Origin of the sequence: Mesorhizobium sp. M7A.F.Ca.US.010.02.1.1, from assembly GCF_004023085.1 — a bacterium.
In the GTDB taxonomy this organism is placed as follows: Bacteria; Pseudomonadota; Alphaproteobacteria; order Rhizobiales; family Rhizobiaceae; genus Mesorhizobium.
In genome coordinates this window covers 1-19846 of sequence record NZ_RZRV01000041.1, presented here as the reverse complement: position 1 = coordinate 19846, position 19846 = coordinate 1, and the positions used below count along the sequence as shown (strand labels likewise).

The following is a 19846-nucleotide window of genomic DNA, read 5'->3' as shown; positions in this document are numbered from 1 at the left end:
TTTATGAAACCTAATTCTCCAAATGGCACTTTCTGCTCGTCATCCCAGCCATCACGAACCGTCCTGGAAATCCTTCAGGCAACACAATCCGGCCGCCACGGTCGCGGAACCTTTCCCGCGCATGGCAGTTCTGGCTGTTGTAGGGCACGACGCCGCCATTTCAACCCGGGCGCCAGCCAAGTTTGCAAAGTCATCCGCACCACCCAGGGAGCGCCTCATGATGGAAGACACGGCAGGACGGATCATGGTCCGCGCGGCAATGAAGGCTCCCTACCTCGAGCGTGACGAAGAGCATCGGCTTGCATTGCTCTGGAAAGAGGACAACGACCAGAACGCGCTGCACAGCATCACCGTCGCCCATATGCGGCTGGTCATTTCCATGGCCTCCAAATTCCGCCATTACGGCCTGCCGCTCGGCGACCTGGTTCAGGAGGGTCATGTCGGACTGCTCGAGGCCGCCGCCCGCTTCGAGCCGGAGCGCGAGGTGCGGTTCTCGACCTATGCGACATGGTGGATTCGCGCCTCGATGCAGGACTATATCCTGCGCAACTGGTCTATCGTGCGTGGTGGCACCAGCTCGGCCCAGAAGGCGCTGTTCTTCAATTTGCGACGCCTGCGCGCGCGGTTGGCGAATGGCACGGAGCCGCTCTCCAACGCCACGCTCTATCGCGAGGTGTCGGAGGCGCTTGGCGTCTCCGAAGCCGATGTGGCGATGATGGATTCGCGGCTCTCGGCGCCCGACTCCTCGCTCAACATGCCTATTGCCGACGATGCGGGTTCGACCGAGCGCATGGATTTCCTGATTTCGGACGATCCGCTGCCCGACGAGATCGTCGGCGACAAGATCGATGTCGCGCGCCGCTCGCTCTGGCTGAGGGAGGCGCTTCGCGCGCTCAACGCACGGGAACTGAGGATCATCGAGGAACGGCGGCTGAACGACGAGGGCGCCACACTCGAAGCGCTCGGCGAAACGCTCGGCATCTCCAAGGAACGCGTCCGCCAGATCGAGGCCCGCGCCATGGAAAAGCTCAAGGTCGCATTGGTGAAGCAGAATCCGGAGTTCATGGCGACTGCCGCCTGAACGGCGGCAGGCGTCCAGCGGCGCCTACTTGTCGGTGACGATCTTGACCTTGTCGCCGGCCGAAACGGCGGCACCCGGCGACAGCGCATTGAGCACGCGGAACAGGTCGAGCTTGCGGTCGACGCCGACCATCTGCGCCGAAAGCGAACCCATCGTCTGCCCAGGCTGGACGGTGACGACGCGGATGTGCAGCGGCTTCAGCGCCGCCTTTTCGGCAGCGCTCAAAATCCGGAACGAGCCGCTGACCGAGCGGGCGATCGTGTCCAGCGACGTGCTGGCGGAAGGGGCCGCGGTCAGCAGCCGGTAGACCTGGCCGCCGGCGCGGATCACCGCAATGTCGAACTGCCAGCCTTCGGCGCCGGCATGCGCGGTCGCCGCCTCATTGCCGTTGATGGTTTCCTGCTTGACGCTGCTGTCGACGAGACCAGCCACCCAGCCGCTGCGGATATAGTCCGTCAGCGCCCGGTTCTTGTCGATGGAAACGCCATCGAAACGGATCGCTATGTCGCCGGGGCCGGTGGCCGTCACCGCTGCCGCCGAATTGTCGATGATGAAGCCGTCCGGCACCGTGAACGACACGCCAAGGCCCGGGTGCAGGAAGGTTTCGCCGCGCACATAGCCTTCCTCGGGTGTGTCGCCATAGAGCAGGCCGTCTATGCCGGCGAGGAAGGAATCGCGGTCGCGCGTGCCGACGCCCGGCGCGCCGAACTGGCGGGCATGGCGCTGCGCCAGATCGATGCGCTGCGGCGTGTTGGGGTGCGTGGCCAGGAAGTCCAGGCTGGCATCGGTGGCGCCGCTGATCGAGCGGAAATCGGTATAGGCCGACATCGATTGAAGGAAGCGGCCTGCGGCGAAAGGATCGTAGCCGGCCTCGCCGATCGATTTGATGCCGATGGCGTCGGCTTCCAGCTCCTGGTTGCGCGAAAATTGCGCCAGCCTCAGCTTGCCACGGATCAACGCCGCCTTGGCGGTCGGGCTGTCGCCGAGCACGTCCGAAACCACCTTGGTGGCCAGGCCTTCCTCGGCCTCCAGTTGCTGGCGCTGCAGGCCGTGATTGGCGGTGACGTGGCCCATCTCATGCGCGATGACGGCGGCAAGCTCGGCCGAATCATTGGCCAGCGCCAGGAGGCCGCGGGTGATGTAGAGATAGCCGCCCGGCAGCGCGAATGCGTTGACGTTGGGCGAATTTAAAATGGTGATGCGATAGGTCTGTGTCGGGTTGGCGGACACCACCGTCAAACTACCGACCACCTTGGCGACCATGCGTTCGAGCTTGGAGTCGGAATATTCACCGCCATAAGTCGCCAGGATGCGCGGGTGCTGCGCCTTGGCCAATTCGGCGAGCTTGTTGTTGGCGCCGACATTGTCCACCGTGATCGGCTTGTCGGAAGGCTGGAAGCCGGATTCCTGAACTTCAGGCGGCGTGAACATCTGGCAGCTTGCCAACGCCACGGCAAAGCCAGCCAGCGCGAGAAAGCGCGCCAGCGGTTTCATTCCCAATGTGTTAGCGCCGATCGCCAGAACGGCTTCCTTTCGGGTCCCGGCGCATGATCACGAAAATCGGGGGCGATCTTCGGAACGTGTCATGCGCTATCTCAAACTGCTGCAGCATCCGTGCCCGTCCCTTAGGGCGGCGGCGGATACTGCAGGCAAATCACGGCCTGTGCAGGACCGGTAGGGCGACCTAGCCACACTCCCCCGGTCATGGCAAGCAAACGCCACATCGCCTGGAGCCGGTTTGACCGTAAATTATGTCCGCTTCCGGGCAACATCGCGTGATGTGGAATATCCAGCACCCGCGCCGATATAGCGCCGGAACGCCTCCGGACCAGCCCCGGTAAAGAAATCATCAGCCTTGCCGGTTGCGGCCACCAACCCATTGTCGACAAACACCATGTGCTCGCCGATGCGGCGTGCATCCTCGGGCTGGTGGGTGACAAATAGCACCGTCATGGCGCGTTCGGCATGAACGGCAGCAACCAGATCCAGCATCTCGTCGCGCAAAGCGGGTCCGAGCGAAGCAAAGGGCTCGTCGAGCAGCAACACCGGTCGGTCGCGCACCAGCACGCGGGCCAGTGCGACGCGCTGGCGTTCGCCCCCGGAGAGCTCGCGCGGTAGGCGTTTCTCCTTGCCCGCGAGACCGGTGCGCGCAAGCGCCTCGGCGACCGCGGCGCGGTCCGCCTCGGTCAGTCCCAGGGAGGGCGAGCGGCCGAGCCCGACATTCTGCTCGACGGAAAGATGCGCGAAGAGATTGTTCTCCTGGAACACCATCGACACCGGCCGCGCCGAGGCCGGCTCGGTGCTGACATCGGCCCCGCCGATCAGCACGCGGCCCGATTGTGGGGTCTCGAAGCCGGCGACCAGATTGAGCAGTGTCGACTTGCCCGAACCGCTCGGACCCATGATGGCGGTGATCTTCGCCGTGGCGAACTCGACGTCGAAGACAAGTGGCGCATCGCCATAGCTGCCATAACTGAACGACACATTGTCCAGCCGCACCGGCGCGCCCTTTTCGAGCCTGTTGGCCGCCCTCTCACGCATCGCGGACCTTCTCCCTTCCCAGCCAGTGCGCCGCCACGATCAACGCGAGACAGACGAAGCCGAGCAGCAGTGCCAGGCCGGCGGCATCCTCGGTGCGGTAGCTGCCCATCCGTGCCAGAAGAAGGTAGGGCAATGTCTGCACGGAATCACTGCCGAACAGGGCAATGACACCGAGATCGCCGAGCGACAGCGCCATGGCGAAAGCGAAGGCCGTGGCGAGCGGTCGCCGCAGCGACGGCCAGTCGACCAGCATCAGCCGGTTCCAGCCCGCAATGCCGAGCAGTGCGCAGAGCCGTTCGTGACGCTCGCTCGCCGCATCATAGGCGGGACGCACGGCGCGCAGGGCGAACGGCATCGCCATCACCGCATTGACGGTGACGACCATGACCGGGGCGATGGCAAAGACATCGCCGGCATGGCGCAGCAACACGAACCAGCCGGCGCCGACGACGATCGGCGGCACGACAAGGACAAAACCGGCGCCTGTATCGGTGGCGCGTTCGAGCAGTGTCTTTGCGCCGGCACGGCGGTTCAGCGCCAGTGCCCGCCGCGCCATGGTCAGCGCCAGCGACAGCATCACCGAAAGCAGCGCCGACAGAAAGGCGAGCGCCGCGCTGGTCAGCGTTGCCTGCCGGACAGTGGCCTCTCTGGCCAAACGGCCGAGGTCCGCACCCAGCCCGGCCACCACGGTTGCCGCCATCGGCCCAACGACGAACAGCAGCGCCAGGATGATGACTAGCGCGTTCAACCAGGTCTCGCTCCGATTGACCGAGAGATAGCGGCGTTGCGCGACCGGCAAATTGGTGTCGCCGACCACATTGGCGCCCAGGCGCGTTAGGGCCAGCACAACGATAAAGGTCAAGGCGATCTGCAACAGCGTCAATGTAACGGCCCGGGCGGGATCGAAATCGAAGCGCAGCGCCTGGTAGATGCCGACCTCAAGCGTCGTCGCGGCCGGCCCGCCGCCGAGCGTCAGCACGATGGTGAAGGATGTGATGCAGAGCATGAACACCAGCCCGGCGACGCCGGGCAGTGCGGCGCGCAGCGTTGGCCATTCGATTAGCCGGAACGCCGGCCGCGCCGCCATGCCGAGCTGGCTCGCCAACCGCCATTGGTCGGCCGGTATGGTCTGCAGCGCCTCGAGGAACAGCCGCGTCGCCAGCGGCAGGTTGAAGAAGACATGGGCGACGAGGATGCCGGACAGGCCATAGATGCCCGGCCAGCTTCCCCCGCCGATCACAGCAAACACGCCGGCGAAATAGCCGGCACGGCCATAAAGCGCCAGGATGCCGAGTGCTGCGACAATAGCCGGCAGCGCCAACGGCACGGCGAATATCTGCAGGATGAAGGCGCGACCGAAGAAACGTGGATGTCGCGACAGAGCGCGCGCCACGAACAGCGCCGGGATGACCGAAAGCAGCGTCGAGAGCGCCGCTTGCCAGAGCGTGAAGCGAATGACGCGAAGCAGATAGGGATCGAAGGCTGCCCAGGCGCCCGAGAAATCATGGGCGCCCTCGAAAAGCAGGCCGGCAAACGCGCCGCCGATCAGCAGCGCGATTGCAGCGAGCGCGAGGGTGCCAGCGGTGATGCGGGGGTCAGACGCGCGTTGCACGCTGGACCACCATTCTTTCCATCGCGGCAATTACAAAGGATTGCGTTCCTTGGCGCCCCCCTCTGTCCTGCCGGACATCTCCCCCTCCAGGGAGGAGATCGGCCGCCACCCATGCTTCCGCTAGTCTCCAACGTTGCCGGACTATAACCAGCAACGACACTGCCAATCTCCCCCCTTGAGGGGGAGATTGCCGGCAGGCCAGAGGGGGGTGGAGTGGCGCGAACATCAAAAGAACTCGCAAGCCTACTTGCTCATCACCGCCAGCCACTCATCGACCCAGGCCTTGCGGTTGGCGGCGACCTCGTCGGGGCTGAACAGCAAGGTCTTGGTCGGCTTGACCAATTTGTCGAAGGCCGGATTGAGCGGCTTGTCGGTCTTGCCGGCCGGGAACATCCAGTTGGTCTCGGGGATGGCATCCTGGAATTTCGGCCCGGTCATGAAGGCGATGAACTTGGCCGCCAGCGGGTTCTTGGCCCCCGCCGTGGTGATACCCGCGACTTCTATCTGCAAATACTCGCCCTCCTCGAACGACGCTGCCTGATAGCGCTCTGTCTTCTCGGCGACCATGTGGTAGGCCGGCGACGTCGTGTAGGACAGCACCATCGGCGCCTCGCCCTTGGTGAACAGCCCATAGGCCTCGCTCCAGCCCGGCGTCACGGTCAGCACTTTCGCCTTGAGCTTGGCCCAGGCCTCGGGCGCCTTGTCGCCATAGACCGACTTGACCCACAGAAGCAGACCGAGGCCCGGCGTGGAGGTGCGCGGATCCTGGATGACGATCTTGTCATCGGCACTGCCCTCGACCAGTTCTTTCAGGCTTTTCGGCGGGTTCTTCAGCTTCTCGGAGTCGTAGACGACGGCGAAATATCCGTAGTCAAAGGGGACAAAAGTATCGTCGCTCCAGCCACCCGGCACGTTGACATCAGTTACGCCGCCATGCGGCGCGAACAAGCCTGACGCCTTGGCATCGGCGGTGAGATTGGTGTCGAGGCCAAGCACGATATCGGCCTTGGTCGACGCGCCTTCCAATCTGACGCGGTTGAGCAGCGCGACGCCGTCGGCGACCGAGACGAACTCGACATCGCAGCCGCATTCGGCCTCGAACTCCTTCTTCACCACGGGACCCGGACCCCAGTCGGCGGTAAAGCTCTCATAGGTGTAGACGGTGAGTTTGTCCTTGGCCAAGGCCGGTCCGGACAGGACCACGGCCATTGCTGAGACTAGAGCGTATAAATGCGTGCGCATCGGCGCCTCCTTCGTTCGAATTAAAAGGAATTGAGGCGTCGGACTGTCCGAAACGTCTAATCCCTCCGCCGGTACAAACCGGATCAGGTTCAGCGGGTTGGCGAGACTGCCTCTCAGCCGGTCCGCGAAGATCGCGTCCGGCACCCCGTTAGAGCGTTTCGACACATAGGCCGGGCCGATCCCCCATGCAAGTGGGAGTTTGCCGCCTTCCGTTTCCCGTGCCGGGCTGGTAAGGGCCACACGATATGAGCACATTCACCATCCTGCTTGGCGGCGATCTCATCCGCACGCCACGGCTCGACCGCCAGGCCGAAGGCTCCCGCGTCATCGCCGCCGACGCCGGCATCGGGCATGCGCGGCTGCTGGGTCTCGTGCCCGAACTGTGGGTGGGCGATTTCGATTCCGTGCCAGCCAAGCTGCCTGACGATCTCGCTTCCGTGCCGCGCCGGACCTTCCCGGCGGAAAAGGACCAGACCGATGGCGAACTGGCCATTGCCGCCGCACTCGAGCGCGGCGCGACCCGCCTGGTGCTCGCCGGTGCTTTCGGCGGCAAGCGCGCCGACCACGCTTTCCTGCATCTGGCGCTTGCCCTCCGGCTGGCCGAGGCCGGGACTGATGTGCTCCTGACCAGCGGCGCCCAGGAGGGCATTCCCCTGCTGCGCGGAACGGCCGGCTTCGACTATGCCGATGGCACGCTGTTTTCGGTGCTCGGCTTTTCCGAGCTCGCCGGCCTGACCGTCACCGGCGCCAAATGGCCGCTGAACCACGTCAAGGTGGCGTTCGGTTCGTCGCTGACCATCTCCAACGAGGTCAAGGGCCGCCTCGAAATCGCACTGGACCATGGCCGCGCGATGCTGCTCGCTCATCCCTATCCCTTACCTGAAAGCTGACATGGCCCCGCCTCTTCTCAACCTCGACGGGATAAAACTGACCTTCGGCGGCACGCCGCTGCTCGACGGCGCCGCCTTGACGGCTTCGGCCGGCGACAAGATTGCACTGGTCGGCCGCAACGGGTCGGGCAAGTCGACCCTGCTGAAGATCGCCGCTGGCCTGATCGAGCCGCAGGACGGCGAGGTGTTCCGCCAGCCTTCGGCAACTATCCGCTATTTGCCGCAGATGCCGGACATGGAGGGCTTTGCCACCGTCCGCGCCTATGTCGAGGCCGGGCTTGGCCCCGCCGACGATCCCTACCGAGCCAGCTATCTGATGGAGCATCTCGGACTGTCGGGTGAGGAACGTCCGAATGATCTGTCGGGCGGCGAGGCGAGGCGTGCTGCCCTTGCCCGCGTGATGGCGCCGGAGCCAGACATCCTGCTGCTCGATGAGCCGACCAACCATCTCGACCTCTCGGTCATCGAATGGCTGGAAGAAGAACTCATCCGCACCTCCTCGGCACTGATCGTCATCTCGCACGACCGCCGCTTTCTCGAACGTGTGTCGCGCGCCACCATCTGGCTCGATCGCGGCCAGACCCGCAGGCTGGACAAGGGCTTTGGCCATTTCGAGGAATGGCGCGACCTGGTCCTGGAGGAAGAAGAGCGCGAGCAGCATAAACTCGGCCGCCAGATCGTTCGCGAAGAGCATTGGCTGCGCTACGGCGTGACGGCGCGGCGCAAGCGAAACATGCGCCGGCTCGGCGAGTTGCAGACCATGCGCCAGCGTTTTCGCGGCCATCGCGGTGCCGAAGGGTCGGCGACCATGGTGGCGAGCGACGCCGCCGAGTCCGGCAAGCTGGTGATCGAGGCGAAGAACATCGAGAAGAGCTTTGGCGATCTCACCGTGGTCAAGGGGTTTTCGACCCGCATCCAGCGCGGCGATCGCGTCGGCCTGGTCGGGCCGAACGGCGCCGGCAAGACGACGCTCTTGAAGATGCTGACCGGCGAGATGAAGCCGGACGTCGGTTCGGTGCGGCTCGGCACCAATCTGGAGATCGCCACGCTCGACCAGAAGCGCGAGGCGGTCGACCCGCAGGAGACGCTGGCGCAATATCTCACCGACGGGCGCGGCGAGAACCTCGTCATCAATGGCGAGCAGCGCCACGTCGTCTCCTACATGAAGGATTTCCTGTTCAAGCCGGAGCAGGCACGCACGCCGGTGCGCGAGTTGTCCGGCGGAGAACGGGCACGGCTCTTGCTGGCGCGGGTGCTGGCGCGGCCGGCAAACCTTCTGGTGCTCGACGAGCCGACCAACGATCTCGATATGGAGACGCTGGAACTGCTGCAGGAACTGGTCGCCGGCTTTGCCGGCACCGTCATCCTGGTCAGCCACGATCGCGATTTCCTCGACCGCACCGTGACCAGCCTGATCGCGCCGGATGGTGAAGGCCGCTGGATCGAATATGCCGGCGGCTACTCCGACATGCTGGCGCAGCGCGGCGGCACCAGGCTGGACGACCGCAAGGCGCGTGCGAAGGCCGAAAACGGCGAAGCGCCAGTGACGACCAGAAGTGAAGCGGCCGCGCCAAAGGGGCCGGCGAAGAAACTGTCGTTCAAACAGAAATTCGCGCTGGAATCGCTGCCCAAGAAAATCGAGGCTGTGACGGCTTCGATCTCAAGGCTGGAGAACAACATCGCCGATCCGGCCTATTACGAGCGCGACCCGGCCTCCTTCCAGAAAACCATCGCCGCCCTCGACAAGGAGCGCGCCACGCTGGCGGCGCTGGAGGAAGAGTGGCTGGAACTGGAGATGCTGCGCGAGGAGATGGAAGGGTAAGGGATTGTGTGTGAACTTTTATGCGCCTACATTATGCGCATAAAAGAGAGCGATTTCCATGCTTCAATCGACGTCAAAACCTCAACGGCAATCCGTCAACACGTCCATCGATTCCCAGTTGATCAGCGACGCGAAAGCGTTGGGCATCAACATTTCCCGTGCCGCCGAGGCGGGGATCGCGAAAGCGATTGCGGCGGAAAAGACGCGTCGATGGCAAGAGGAAAACAAAGAAGCCATTGAAAGCTCCAATGAATATGTCAGGCGCAACGGACTGCCATTAGCCAAATACCGGCTGTTTTGATGGCACGTTACGATCTTTATCGGAATGCTGAAGGCGGCGGCTATTTTCTCGATGTTCAGTCCGACCTTCTTGAAGGACTGAGCACAAGAGTCGTCATTCCGTTGATGCCGCCCAACATAGCACCGGTTCCGGGCCGCCGACTAAATCCGACCTTCGCTATCGATGGCAAAGATCATGTAATGGTCACGCAGTTCATGTCAGCCTTGATGGCCTCTGAATTGCCGGATGCCGAGGGAAATCTCTCCCGGCACCACGACGACATCGTCGCCGCGCTCGATATGTTGTTCCAGGGCTTCTGAGTCAACGAGGCTTCGGGCCGGCTTCCTTCTCAGCCCGCCGTCTTCGCCTGCCAGGCCTTGATTGCCTCGTCGAACACCTTCTCGCCGGGAATGCCCTTTTCCATGGTCAGCAGTGCCCGCCGTCCGGTCTTGTAGACGACCGGTACGTCGATCCAGTCCTGGCCGCGAAGCAGGGTCATGTTGGCGTCTTCGTCGGCCTTGGTATCGTTGAGCGCGACGAGGAAGAAGCCGTCGGCGATCTTGGCCGGAATGCCGATCAACGGGCTGCCGGCATCCTGCTCCGAACCCTTCATGGCGACGCGCAGGATGTTGTCGACACCGCCGCCCTCGAAACCGTCGGGCGTCAGGAAGATCATCTCGATGATATGGCTGGCCGGCAGTGTCTGGTCGGTGTTGCGGCGGATGGTCATGCGCAACTGGATGTCCTTGCCGGGAATGGTGGCCTCGGCGCGGATCGCCGGCTCCGGCGGCAGGTCGCCACCGGGCGATTCCTGCACCAGCGACCAGACGATGTTGCCGGGCTCGGCGGAACCCTGGGCAGTGCTGGTACGCTCCTCATAGAAGATCGCCTTCTGGCCGACAGGCAGAGCGGCTTCCGCAGGCGCAGCTGCCGTGGCGGGCGGCGCGGCGCCGGCCGGTGCGGTCGGCGTGCCGGCAGCATCGGCTGGCGCTGCCGGGGCAGCTCCGTTGGCAGGCGGTGTTGCGGGGGCGGCACCTGTAGCGGGGGGCGCTGCCGCGGCAGGTGTGCCTGCGGCCGGAGCGGAAATCGCCGGTGGGTTCGTCGCCGAGGGCGGCGTGGTCAGCGCGGCGACCGATTCGCCTTCGCCGATGCCGCTTTGGCCACCGGCCGGACCCGGGTCGACTTCACTGCCCTGCGGCGTCAGCCGCTGCGTGAATTTCGTGCTTTCGGCTTCCGTGCCGCCAGCCGCGGGCGCCGGAGGCGTTGCCGCGGCATCGGTTGCCGGCTTGGCAGGCGCTGGTTTCACCGGCTCGGTCTTGGCGACCTGATTGCCGCCAAACCCAAGCATTTTGCCGAAGGCATCCTTGTTCAGCCAGATTCCGTAGCCGCCGCCGGCTACGACCAGAAGAGCGACGACGGCCGCGATCAGCCCACCATAGCTGCGCTTGCGCTCGGCGGGACGCAGGCGCTGGAAGGTATCCGACACCGGCTCTTCGTCGCTGGAAAAGACATCGGCCTCGTCCTCCTCCTCGTCGGCATCCATACCTGGAAGAGGCGTGTCGGCGCGAGCCAGCTGGGAAGGCGCCGGCGTCGCCCTTTGCCAGCTCGGCTCGACCTTGGCGGCAGGTGGTGGCGCGGGCTGATAAGATTCAGGCTTTGCAGCGGGCGGTGCCGGCCAGGCTGATTCGGCCTTGGCCGGCTGCCGTGTATGGGTTGGCTGATTCTTGTTGCGATCGATCGACGAAAAGATGTGTTCCAGCTCCGCCAGCGGATCGGTCTCCGGCAGGCTCTTGGCATAGTCCCGCTCGACACTCGCGATCGCGTCTTCCAGCGAACGCATCTGCGTGGCTATGGCTTCGGCGGCCGGCGGCGGCGAATATTCCTCAAGCTTCTTCGCCAGCATGGTGCGAACGCTGGCATAGATGCGCGTACGCTTTTCCGGCGTCTCGTCACCATGCTTGCCGAGCGCCTTTTTCAGAATAGCAACGTAATCTGCCATGCTTCAGTCGACCTGTATTTTGTTTCCGCGCCGGCCCCCGCAAATCGGCCGCGATGCCCGGAAAGGCTTCAGAAACTAGTCTTGAAACGGATCGGTCACAAGTATCGTGTCGTCCCGTTCGGGGCTGGTGGAAAGGAGTGCGACCGGGGCGCCGATCAGCTCTTCGATGTAGCGGACGTATTTGACGGCCTGGGCCGGCAGATCGTTCCAGCTGCGCGCGCCGGCAGTGGTGCCTTTCCAGCCCTCGAGCGTCTCGTAGACCGGCTCGACACGTGCCTGCGCGCCCTGGCTGGCCGGCAGATAATCGATCATCTCGCCGTCGAGACGATAACCTGTGCAGACCTTGATCTCGTCCAGCCCGTCGAGCACGTCGAGCTTGGTCAGCGCGATGCCCTTGATGCCGTTGACAGCGACGGCCTGGCGTACCAGCACCGCGTCGAACCAGCCGCAGCGGCGCTTGCGGCCGGTGACGACGCCGAATTCATGGCCGCGCGTGCCGAGGAATTCGCCGACCTCGTTCTTCTGCTCGGTCGGGAACGGACCCTCGCCGACGCGTGTCGTATAGGCTTTGGTGATGCCGAGCACATAGCCGATAGCGCCTGGGCCGACGCCGGAGCCGGCGGCAGCCTGTCCGGCAACCGTGTTCGACGAGGTCACGAATGGATAGGTGCCGTGGTCTATGTCAAGCAGCGTGCCCTGCGCGCCCTCGAACAGGATACGCTCGCCAGCCCGGCGCTTGTCGTCGAGGATTTTCCAGACCCGGTCCATATAGGGCAGGATGTCGTCGGCGACCGAGGTCAGTTCCTGCATGATCGCGTCATGCGTGACTTCCGCATGGCCAAGCCCCCGACGCAGCGCATTGTGGTGCGTCAGCAGCCTGTCAACCTTCACGGGCAGTGTTTCCAAATCCGCCAAGTCCATCACCCTGACCGCGCGCCGGCCCACCTTGTCCTCGTAGGCGGGGCCGATGCCACGACGGGTCGTGCCAATCTTCGTCCCGGAATTGGATGCGGCGTCCTCACGGAATCCGTCCAGCTCCCGATGCAGGGACAGGATAAGCGCTGTGTTTTCGGCTATTTTCAGGCGATCCGGCGCCACTTCGACACCTTGAGCCTTGAGCTTGGCCACCTCGGCGACGAAAGCGTGCGGGTCAAACACGACGCCATTGCCGATGATGGACAGCTTGCCCTGGCGCACGACGCCCGACGGAAGCAACGACAGCTTGTAGACCTTGCCGTCGACGACCAACGTATGGCCGGCATTGTGGCCGCCCTGGAAACGCACCACGACATCGGCGCGCTCCGACAGCCAGTCGACGATCTTGCCCTTGCCTTCGTCACCCCACTGCGAGCCGACGACCACCACATTGGCCATGTTTCTTTTCCCTTGAGACGCCGCCAAGCGGCTTGAATATGGTTCGAAACGACAGGCCTCTATAACGTCAAGACCTCGCGAGCGCGACCTTTCTTTGCCGTCGAAAATGCCCTGAGGCACAACAATTTTCGGCTTTGACATCATTTACTTGGGCGAGCGAGGGCAATAGGCCGGCAAACACCGCAGCTCCGGCGACTGGAATCCCGCGATGCATCGAAGCGCCTACATATTCCTGCTGCTCACCACCTTGCTCTGGGGCGGAAATTCGGTGGCCGGCAAGCTGGCGGTCGATCACGTCTCGCCGATGACGCTGGTCTTCCTGCGCTGGGTTCTGGCCGTGGCGATCATGCTGCCCATCGGCTGGAAGACCATCCAGAAGGACTGGTCGGTCGTCCGCAAGCACTGGTTCGTGCTGGTCGCCCTCGGCGCCAGCGGCTTCACCCTGTTCAACACCATCTTCTACACGGCGCTCAACTACACGACAGCGATCAATGTCTCGATCGAACAGGCGGCGATGCCGATCCTGATCATGACTGCCAATTTCGTCTTCTTCCGCCTGCGCGTGAACTGGGCTCAGATTGTCGGCGTCGTGCTGACCATCGCCGGCGTGATCCTCACCGCCTGCCATGGCGACCCGCGCCGGCTGTTGACGCTGGAACTCAATTTCGGCGACGCCATCATGCTGGTCGCCGTGTTTCTCTACAGCGGCTATTCGGTCGGACTGCGGTTGAAACCGGTGATGCATTGGCAAAGCCTGATGCTGGCCCTGTCGGTTGCGGCACTCGTCACTTCGCTGCCGTTCTTCCTGTGGGAGGTCGTCGCCGGCAAGGTCATCATGCCCGACGCGCGCGGCTGGACCGTCATCGTCTATACGGCGATCGGCGCCTCCGTCGTTTCGCAGATCTTCTACATCAGAGGCAACGAACTGATCGGCGCCAACCGCGCCGGCCTGTTCATCAATCTGGTGCCGATCTTCGGCACGCTGCTTTCGGTGCTGATCGTCGGCGAGACGTTCCACCTCTATCAGGCATTGGCTTTGGTGCTCGTGCTGGGCGGCATCGGGCTTGCCGAATACAGCGGGCGCAAGATGGCGTTGGCGGACCACCGCGGATGACATGTGGCGGCTGACGCTCTCCCCGTTGCAGTGATTCACGCGAACAGCATGGATTTAGCCATTGGCCCGGAAACAGCGGCATAAACCCTGCCGCGTCCCCACTTGGAACATTTCACCTCCAGCGGAGTTTGAACGGCAGGGAGGCGACATGATGAGCCACAACCCTCGCAGCACGGCAAGCATCGCTGGTCACCCTATCCATCCCATGCTGATTCCGTTTCCGATTGCTTTTTTCGTCGGCACCTTCGTTTGCGATCTTATCTTCTGGCGAACAGCCGATCCCGGATGGGTCACCGGGTCGCTTTGGCTTCTCGGCGCAGGCCTGATCATGGCAGCCCTGGCTGCGCTTGCTGGCCTGACGGATGTTCTCGGCGATGTTCAGATCCGCAATCTCACGACGGCATGGCTTCATGCCGGCGGCAATGTACTCGTCGTGTTGATCGAGCTTTACAACTGGTACTCGCGGTATGCCGACGGAGCGGCGGCCGTGATGCCAACCGGCTTCGTCCTATCGCTGATCGTGGTTCTCATCCTGCTGTTTACGGGCTGGAAGGGTTGGGAACTGGTCTACCGACATCGCGTGGCTGTCTCCGATGGCTCGGACGAGTTGACCTGAACCGGCCGCCGCGGCGGCCGGCATCAAACGAGGGGGTGGGCGACCGCCTGTCCTCGATCACATCGCGTTGACGTCGAACTGCAGCCGCTTGGCCGAGTCGATCGACTTATGCGCCTTGACCTTTTCCAGCACGGCTTCCGGGAACGGCGCGTCGAGATAGAGCAGCGCTATGGCATCGCCGCCCGGCCGGTTGCGGCCGAGCTGGAAGTTGGCGATGTTGACGCCATTCTCGCCGCAGACAGTGCCGAGCAGCCCGATAATGCCCGGCGCGTCGGCATTGGTGGTGTAGAGCATGTGCTGGCCGACCTCGGCATCGAGGTTGATGCCCTTGATCTGGATGAAGCGTGGCTTGCCATCCGAGAAGCATGTGCCGGCGATCGAGCGCGTCATGTGCTCGGTCTTCACGGTCAGCTTGATATAGCCGTCGAACACGCCCGATTTGTCGCGCTTGACCTCGGCGACAATGATGCCGCGCTCCTTCACCATGATCGGCGCCGACACCATGTTGACGTCCGAGACCTGAGGCCGGATCAGCCCGGCAAGTGCGGCGCTGATCAGCGCGCGCGTGTTCATCGTCGCGGTGGAGCCGTCGAACAGGATCTCGACCTCCTTGATCGGATCCTCGGTGACCTGGCCGACGAAGGCGCCGAGCACTTCGGCAAGCTTGACGAAGGGCTTCAGCCGCGGCGCCTCCTCGGCGGTGATCGACGGCATGTTGATGGCGTTGGAGACAGCGCCCTTGATCAGATAGTCGGCCATCTGCTCGGCAACCTGCAGCGCGACATTCTCCTGGGCCTCCGTCGTCGAGGCGCCGAGATGCGGCGTCGCCACCACATTCTCCATGCCGAACAGTTCGTTGTTCTCGGCCGGTTCGACCTCGAAGACGTCGACGCCGGCGCCGGCCACCTTGCCGCTTTTCAGCGCCGCGATCAGGTCGGCCTCGACGATCAGACCGCCGCGTGCGCAATTGATGATGCGCACGCCCTTCTTCATCTTGGCGATCGCCGCGGCATCGATGATGTTGCGCGTCTTGTCGGTCAGCGGCGTGTGCAGGGTGATGAAATCGGCGCGGGCGAACAGTTCGTCGAGTTCGACCTTGTCGACGCCAAGCTCCTCGGCACGGCTGTCCGACAGGAACGGATCGAAGGCGATGACGTGCATCTTGAGGCCAACGCCGCGTGTCGCGACGATCGAACCGATGTTGCCGCAGCCGATGACGCCCAGCGTCTTGCCGGTGATCTCAACGCCCATGAAGCGGTTCTTTTCCCATTTGCCGGCATGGGTCGAGGCGTTGGCTTCAGGGATCTGGCGCGCCAGCGCAAAGATCATCGCCACCGCATGTTCGGCTGTGGTGATCGAGTTGCCGAAGGGCGTGTTCATCACGATAATGCCCTTGCGGCTTGCCGCCGGGATATCGACATTGTCGACGCCGATGCCGGCGCGGCCGATGACTTTGAGATTGGTAGCGGCGTTGATCAGCTTTTCGGTGACCTTGGTCGCCGAGCGGATGGCGAGGCCATCATACTGGCCGATCACTTCGGCGAGCTTTTCCTTGTCCTTGCCCAGATCGGGCAGATAGTCGACCTCGACGCCACGATCCTTGAATATCTGCACGGCGGTGGGGGAGAGTTTGTCTGAGACGAGAACGCGGGGCGCCATGGCGGCCTCCTTGAAATGGATTTGATCCTGATAGGAATGGGCGGCCCGGAGGCCGCCGCGAATGATCTCAGGCCGCCGCTTTGAGCGACGCCTTCTGCGCGGCGAAGGCCCAGTCGAGCCAGGGCAGCAGCGCCTCGAGATCCGACGTCTCGACCGTCGCGCCGCACCAGATGCGCAGGCCGGGCGGTGCGTCGCGATAGGCACCGATATCGTAGGCGACGCCTTCCTTGTCGAGCACCGACACCAGCCCCTTGGCGAAAGCCGCCTGCCCGTCGGCGTCGAGCGCGGACACGTCCGGGTCGGTGAAGGACAGGCAGACGGACGTGTTCGACCGTGTCGCCGGCTGGACGGCGAGATGACCGAGCCAGGAGGATTTGCCGACAAAGCGATCGAGGACGGCCGCATTGGCATCCGCCCTGGCGATCAGCGCGTCGAGGCCGCCGGTCGACTTCGCCCAGTTGAGCGCATCGAGGTAATCCTCGACGCACAGCATCGAGGGGGTGTTGATGGTCTCGCCCTTGAAGATGCCTTCGATCAGCTTGCCGCCCGAGGTCAGGCGGAAGATTTTCGGCAGCGGCCATGAAGGCTTGTAGGTCTCCAGCCGCTCGACGGCGCGAGGCGACAGGATCAGCATGCCGTGAGCGCCCTCGCCGCCCAGCACCTTCTGCCAGGAGAACGTGACGACATCGAGCTTTTCGAAGTCGAGCCTCTGCGCGAATGCGGCGGAAGTCGCATCGCAGACGGTCAGGCCCTTGCGGTCTGCGGGAATGAAATCGCCGTTCGGCACGCGCACGCCCGACGTGGTGCCGTTCCAGGTGAAGACCACATCGCGGTCGAAATCGATCCTGGTAAGATCAGGCAGTTCGCCGTAGCGGGCTTCGATCTTGCGCACGTCGGCGAGCTTCAACTGCTTGACCACGTCGGTGACCCAGCCGGAGCCAAAGCTCTCCCAGGCGACCATGTCGACGCCGCGCTCGCCGAGCAGCGACCACAGCGCCATCTCGACGGCGCCGGTGTCCGACGCCGGCACGATGCCGATGCGGTAACCCGCCGGGACCTGGAGAATCTCCCGCGTCAGCTCGATCGCCTGTTCGAGCTTGGTCTTGCCGATCTTGGCGCGGTGGGAACGGCCGAGCGCGGCATTGTTCAGCGCCTCGACCGACCAGCCGGGACGTTTCGCGCAGGGACCTGAGGAAAAATTGGGGTTTTCCGGACGGAGTCCGGGCTTCGTATGCGTCGTCATCGTGGTCTATCCTTCCAGATAGTGGCCCCTCGTTGGGGAGGGGTGGCCCACGGACGGCGATATGCGTTCAGGCTTCGGGCGTCAAGAGGAAAGTTTTTGTCGCTGCCGGGATACCGGCGATCCCTGATCGGGATGTCGTGACTTCAAACGCAAACGGCGGACCCCGAAGATCCGCCGTCCTGAACCTCGTGCTCGCCGCGCCTACCAGAGATCGTAGCGCAGCCCGAGCTTGACCTGATGGTTGCTGATACCTTTTTTGACCGGATAGGAGGTCAGGCTCTCAGCCGTCACATATTCAGCGTCCGGGGCGGAGAAATACTGATAGCCCAGGTCGACGGAAACGTTCTTCGATACCTGATAGGCGAGGCCCGCATTCAGCGTGTAGGCCAGCGAGTACTGGGTCTTGCTGTCACTTACGGCGAAATCGTCCGTGTCGTCGCCATTGTCGGTGAAATAGCTTGCCGACAGGCTGCGCTTGCTGCGGACGACCCCGATACCGGCGCCGAGATAGGGTGTGATGCCGACATAGGTGCCAAGATCGACATAGCCGTTGAGTATGCCCGACAAGGCGTAGTTCTTCAGGGATGCCGACGCCACGGTCGGCTCTGCCGCAGTCGCTGAATCGTCATAGCCGACGCCGATCTCGTTGCCAGGCAGATAGCCGAGATTGAGGTCGGCGCGCAGATAGTCGTTGAAATGGTAGCCGAAGCCGATGCTGGCAAAGATCGGATCTTCTTTGTCGCTGAAGCTTGCAGGTGGCGAAGGTGTGAAGGCGAAATCCTCATTTTTGAAGCTCTTCTGCGCCAGATAGGAGACGTCGCCGCGCAGGTACCAGCCGGAACCGACCTCGACCGGGACATAGTCGGGCGCCTGGTCGACATAGATCGGCGGGTCATAATCGGCCGCGTGCACCGGCGTCAGCGGCAGGAGGGCTAGTGCACCGAGCGCCAGCGCCATACGCGATGTAAGTTTCATGGTCCCCGACTCCCGAATTTGGCGCAGCCCGCAATCGCAGCGGCAGCCATCGTTTCAAGGAGCATTGTTAACCATAGTGGTTAAGTGCCGGTTAAGGCTAACAGAGCGTTAGCGGATTCATTTCCGCTGTTGATTCTAGGCGGCCAAACGAAAAACCGCCCGGCTTGAGGCCGGACGGTTTTCGAAGAATTCAAGTGATGAAGAATTCAAGTGATGTAGATGGCGTTACTTGGTGTAGATCGGCTCGGGTTCGGGCTGGTAGGCGACGACCGGCGCGGCGCAACCGTTGCTGCCGCCGAACTGATAGCGCAGGCCACCGCGCACTTCGTGGGTATTGAAGCCGTGATCGAAGCCCGGCCCCGCGCTGCTCGTATCAAATTCGAACATGCGGCCGCCCTGGATATGGGAGAAGCGGTAGCCGGCGTCGAGGATGACCTTGTCGGTCAGGCAGTACGAGGCGCCGGCCATGACCGCGTAAGCGAAGCGCCAGTTGGATGATCCGGGATTGGTCTCAGTGGTGTTCGGGTCATAGACGGTATCCCACTTGACCCGGGCACCGCCGATACCGGCGCCGACATAGGGCGTGATGCCGTGCCAGGTGCCGATATCGACATAGGCATTGGCGAGCAGCAGCAGGGCGCTCATCTTCGACACTTCGGTCGAGGTCGTGGTGGCATCCGAGGTGCCGCCGTTGAAGTTCGATTTGAACCAGTAGTCGGCGGTCAGATCGGTCCGGAAGTGGTCGTTGATCTTGTAGCCGATGCCGGCGCCGAGCGAGAAGCCGCCCTTGAGCTTGCCGTAGTCGAAGGACTTGCTGCCGGCGACTCCGACAGGAGGTCCGCAAGGGCAAGGCTCGGCTCCGTAAGTGATGTAGTCAATGTCACCTACCTTCGACTTATGATAGCCGATATCGCCACGGATATACCAGCCGCCGACCTCGACCGGCTGTTCGTAGACGGCCTGAGGCGGAGCCTCTTCAACCATCGGTTCCGGCAGGTCGGCTGCGAACAACGGTCCTGCCAGGCCCGCGAACAGTAAGGCGAGCAGGGCCTTTCGTGCTGTCTTGAACATGCTTGTCACCCCTGAGAAGCTCGGAACGGCGAACCCGCCCGAAATGCGATTGGCTTTCAGTCGTGGATAATGAATTGCAAAGGTTAAAGGGCGTTTAACCCTGTTGCTTAACCACGAATCTCGAAACTCTAGGGATTGGCGCGAGATTTACGGACACCGAAAAAAGTGGCGGCTGACAAGAAAAAGCCCGCCGAGGGGCGTAATGCAGTTCACTTAAGTTGGGCTGGATGAGGATCTGGTAAGACCTATCGAACAGGATGGAGATTCGTTTCCATCCTGTTCGTGTTTTGAGATGCCAGGTCGCATAGGACATACAGCCGATTTATC

At 63.2% G+C, this 19846-nt stretch carries 17 protein-coding genes and 1 riboswitch; of the genes, 7 read left to right on the top strand and 10 right to left on the bottom strand.

What is annotated here, in order from left to right:
* Positions 1-217: 217 nt before the first annotated feature.
* Entirely contained in the window at positions 218-1081 is an 864-nt protein-coding gene (locus EOA19_RS28645; protein WP_023814301.1) for an RNA polymerase factor sigma-32, read from the top strand.
* 24 nt (positions 1082-1105) lie between these two features.
* Here the strand turns inward: EOA19_RS28645 and EOA19_RS28640 are convergent, their stop codons facing one another.
* The 4 genes from EOA19_RS28640 to thiB form a co-directional block, all read right to left on the bottom strand.
* Positions 1106-2575: a M48 family metalloprotease gene (locus EOA19_RS28640; RefSeq protein ID WP_128305516.1), complete on the bottom strand. Its 1470-nt coding sequence runs from the start codon at positions 2573-2575 to the stop codon at positions 1106-1108.
* Between the two features lie 255 nt (positions 2576-2830).
* The gene (thiQ, locus tag EOA19_RS28635) at positions 2831-3622 is read right to left on the bottom strand and encodes a thiamine ABC transporter ATP-binding protein (protein ID WP_128305515.1); all 792 of its coding nucleotides are present in this window, start codon (positions 3620-3622) and stop codon (positions 2831-2833) included.
* Entirely contained in the window at positions 3615-5234 is a 1620-nt protein-coding gene (gene thiP / locus EOA19_RS28630; RefSeq protein ID WP_128305514.1) for a thiamine/thiamine pyrophosphate ABC transporter permease, read from the bottom strand. Before thiP ends, thiQ begins: the two co-directional genes overlap by 8 nt.
* 243 nt (positions 5235-5477) lie before the next feature.
* Positions 5478-6476 carry a thiamine ABC transporter substrate binding subunit gene (thiB, locus tag EOA19_RS28620; RefSeq protein WP_127297428.1) on the bottom strand — a complete coding sequence of 333 codons (999 nt, stop codon included), beginning with the start codon at positions 6474-6476 and terminating at the stop codon, positions 5478-5480.
* Positions 6477-6519: 43 nt separating this feature from the next.
* A riboswitch (TPP riboswitch) is annotated at positions 6520-6634 on the bottom strand.
* A gap of 87 nt (positions 6635-6721) precedes the next feature.
* On the opposite strand from thiB, the gene EOA19_RS28615 reads away from it, so the two are divergent.
* From EOA19_RS28615 to EOA19_RS28600, 4 genes are read left to right on the top strand one after another with little or no spacing between them, the layout of a single operon-like run.
* On the top strand, positions 6722-7366 hold the full coding sequence (locus tag EOA19_RS28615) for a thiamine diphosphokinase (protein ID WP_127297429.1): 645 nt from the start codon (positions 6722-6724) through the stop codon (positions 7364-7366).
* Between the two features lies 1 nt (position 7367).
* A complete protein-coding gene (locus EOA19_RS28610) occupies positions 7368-9188 on the top strand; it encodes an ABC-F family ATP-binding cassette domain-containing protein (protein ID WP_128305513.1) in 1821 nt (606 codons plus the stop codon).
* A gap of 58 nt (positions 9189-9246) precedes the next feature.
* Positions 9247-9489 (top strand): type II toxin-antitoxin system CcdA family antitoxin, encoded by a 243-nt coding sequence (locus EOA19_RS28605; RefSeq protein WP_128305512.1) that lies wholly within the window; start codon positions 9247-9249, stop codon positions 9487-9489.
* The gene (locus EOA19_RS28600; RefSeq protein ID WP_127297430.1) at positions 9489-9788 is read left to right on the top strand and encodes a CcdB family protein; all 300 of its coding nucleotides are present in this window, start codon (positions 9489-9491) and stop codon (positions 9786-9788) included. Before EOA19_RS28605 ends, EOA19_RS28600 begins: the two co-directional genes overlap by 1 nt.
* Before the next feature lie 29 nt (positions 9789-9817).
* On the opposite strand, the gene EOA19_RS28595 is transcribed toward EOA19_RS28600, so the two are convergent.
* A complete protein-coding gene (locus tag EOA19_RS28595; protein ID WP_128305511.1) occupies positions 9818-11467 on the bottom strand; it encodes a hypothetical protein in 1650 nt (549 codons plus the stop codon).
* Between the two features lie 75 nt (positions 11468-11542).
* Positions 11543-12841, bottom strand: a complete 1299-nt coding sequence (locus tag EOA19_RS28590) for an adenylosuccinate synthase (RefSeq protein WP_127267133.1) — start codon at positions 12839-12841, stop codon at positions 11543-11545.
* A 208-nt stretch (positions 12842-13049) separates the two neighbouring features.
* Here EOA19_RS28590 and EOA19_RS28585 point away from each other — a divergent pair, with 208 nt between their 5' ends.
* Positions 13050-13955 (top strand): DMT family transporter, encoded by a 906-nt coding sequence (locus EOA19_RS28585; protein ID WP_128305510.1) that lies wholly within the window; start codon positions 13050-13052, stop codon positions 13953-13955.
* Positions 13956-14106: 151 nt separating this feature from the next.
* Positions 14107-14571 (top strand): DUF2231 domain-containing protein, encoded by a 465-nt coding sequence (locus EOA19_RS28580; RefSeq protein WP_128305539.1) that lies wholly within the window; start codon positions 14107-14109, stop codon positions 14569-14571.
* 57 nt (positions 14572-14628) lie between these two features.
* Here the strand turns inward: EOA19_RS28580 and serA are convergent, their stop codons facing one another.
* The 4 genes from serA to EOA19_RS28560 form a co-directional block, all read right to left on the bottom strand.
* Positions 14629-16230, bottom strand: coding sequence for a phosphoglycerate dehydrogenase (serA, locus tag EOA19_RS28575; RefSeq protein ID WP_023811867.1), 1602 nt, complete (start codon positions 16228-16230; stop codon positions 14629-14631).
* Between the two features lie 67 nt (positions 16231-16297).
* The gene (locus EOA19_RS28570) at positions 16298-17473 is read right to left on the bottom strand and encodes a phosphoserine transaminase (RefSeq protein WP_128305509.1); all 1176 of its coding nucleotides are present in this window, start codon (positions 17471-17473) and stop codon (positions 16298-16300) included.
* Between the two features lie 201 nt (positions 17474-17674).
* Positions 17675-18448 (bottom strand): outer membrane protein, encoded by a 774-nt coding sequence (locus EOA19_RS28565; protein ID WP_023811865.1) that lies wholly within the window; start codon positions 18446-18448, stop codon positions 17675-17677.
* A 225-nt stretch (positions 18449-18673) separates the two neighbouring features.
* Entirely contained in the window at positions 18674-19519 is an 846-nt protein-coding gene (locus tag EOA19_RS28560) for an outer membrane protein (protein ID WP_128305508.1), read from the bottom strand.
* Positions 19520-19846: the final 327 nt, after the last annotated feature.